Annotated in this window: 1 protein-coding gene; it reads left to right on the top strand. The window is 61.9% G+C overall.

Going from position 1 to position 1,442, the window contains the following annotated elements:
* Nucleotides 1–242 precede the first annotated feature (242 nt).
* Complete coding sequence (locus BW970_RS20235) at nt 243–1,340, top strand: Fic family protein (protein ID WP_229740583.1); 1,098 nt, start codon at nt 243–245, stop codon at nt 1,338–1,340.
* Nucleotides 1,341–1,442: the final 102 nt, after the last annotated feature.

The raw sequence follows: 1,442 nt of genomic DNA, 5'->3' as shown, positions 1-1,442 counted from the left end.
GCATTGACGCCATCATAACACGCAGAACATAACCATTGGGTGGGTCAGTTCTCGGTGACAACGCCGGGTCAAATCTCAGTGGCAATCAACAGTCTACAGCTTCATTGGCCGACAAGCGACGAAACCGCGCGTTCGTGTCGTGCGGAGATTAGCTCCCACATTCTCCGCATATTGTGCGGTGTTTTTCCTTGCGCTTGCGGAGAATGCGGCCCACAATCGCCTCACCTAGCGCGGAGAATGTCGTGTACATCTGGGAACAAACAGACTGGCCCAGGCTAACCTGGCAGGACGGCAGCATTGCTGCGCCCCTGGCTGCAGTGCGTCACGACCAGGGGCGACTGATAGGCCGGATGGAAGCGCTGGGCTTCAAGCTACGCGAGGAGGCGGTCCTGCAGACCCTGACGCAGGACGTCGTCAAGACAAGCGAGATCGAGGGCGAACAGCTGGACGCCACTCAGGTGCGGTCATCCCTCGCCCGACGGCTTGGTATCGACATCGGCGCCCTGCCTCCGACCGATCGCAATTTGGAAGGCATTGTCGAGGTGATGCTGGACGCAACGCGGAACTTTCAGGCCCCGCTCACCGCCGAGCGCCTTTTCGGCTGGCATTCGGCTTTGTTCCCCACCGGACGCAGCGGCATGACGAAGATCATCGTCGGCGATTGGCGTGATGACAGCACCGGCCCGATGCAGGTGGTGTCCGGGCCCTTTGGCCGGGAGAGAGTCCACTACTCCGCCCCACCCGCACCGCGGGTCGTGGCGGAGATGGAAGCCTTCCTCACATGGTTCAACGCACCGCTGGCCACCGATCCGGTGATCAAGGCGGCGTTGGCGCATCTGTGGTTCGTGACGATCCACCCTTTCGAGGACGGCAACGGCCGCATCGCCCGCGCCATCGCCGACCTGGCGCTTGCCCGTTCGGAGGGAAGCTCGCAGCGGTTCTACAGCATGTCCGCGCAGATCAGGACCGAGCGGAACGCCTACTACGAGCAGCTCGAGCGCACTCAGAAGGGGGGCACGGACGTCACATCATGGCTCCTGTGGTTCCTTAACTGCCTCGGCCGCGCGGTTCACGGTGCCGACGGCGTCTTGGCTGCGGTCGTCGCCAAGGGGCAGTTCTGGGAACGCACTGCGGCGCTGGCGCTGAACGAACGTCAGATCAAGGTGCTGAACCGCTTGCTTGATGGGTTCGAGGGCAAGATGACCTCTTCGAAGTGGGCCATCATCGCCAAGTGCTCGCAGGACACTGCGAACCGTGACATCACGGCTCTACTGGACCTCGGTCTGCTGCGGAAGGGCGAAGGCGGCGGCCGCAGCACGCACTATGAGTTGGTGCTGTGACGGTACTGGCGACGATTATCCGCCCCGTCGATGGGGGGCTCGTAAAACGTTGACCAGGTGTTGACAAGAATTCGCAACGCAAAAAACCCGATTGTTTGAGTC

This window comes from Gemmobacter megaterium (genome assembly GCF_900156815.1).
GTDB lineage: Bacteria > Pseudomonadota > Alphaproteobacteria > Rhodobacterales > Rhodobacteraceae > Wagnerdoeblera > Wagnerdoeblera megaterium.
Note: the sequence above shows the minus strand (reverse complement) of the source record. Positions and strands in the feature narration are given on the sequence as shown.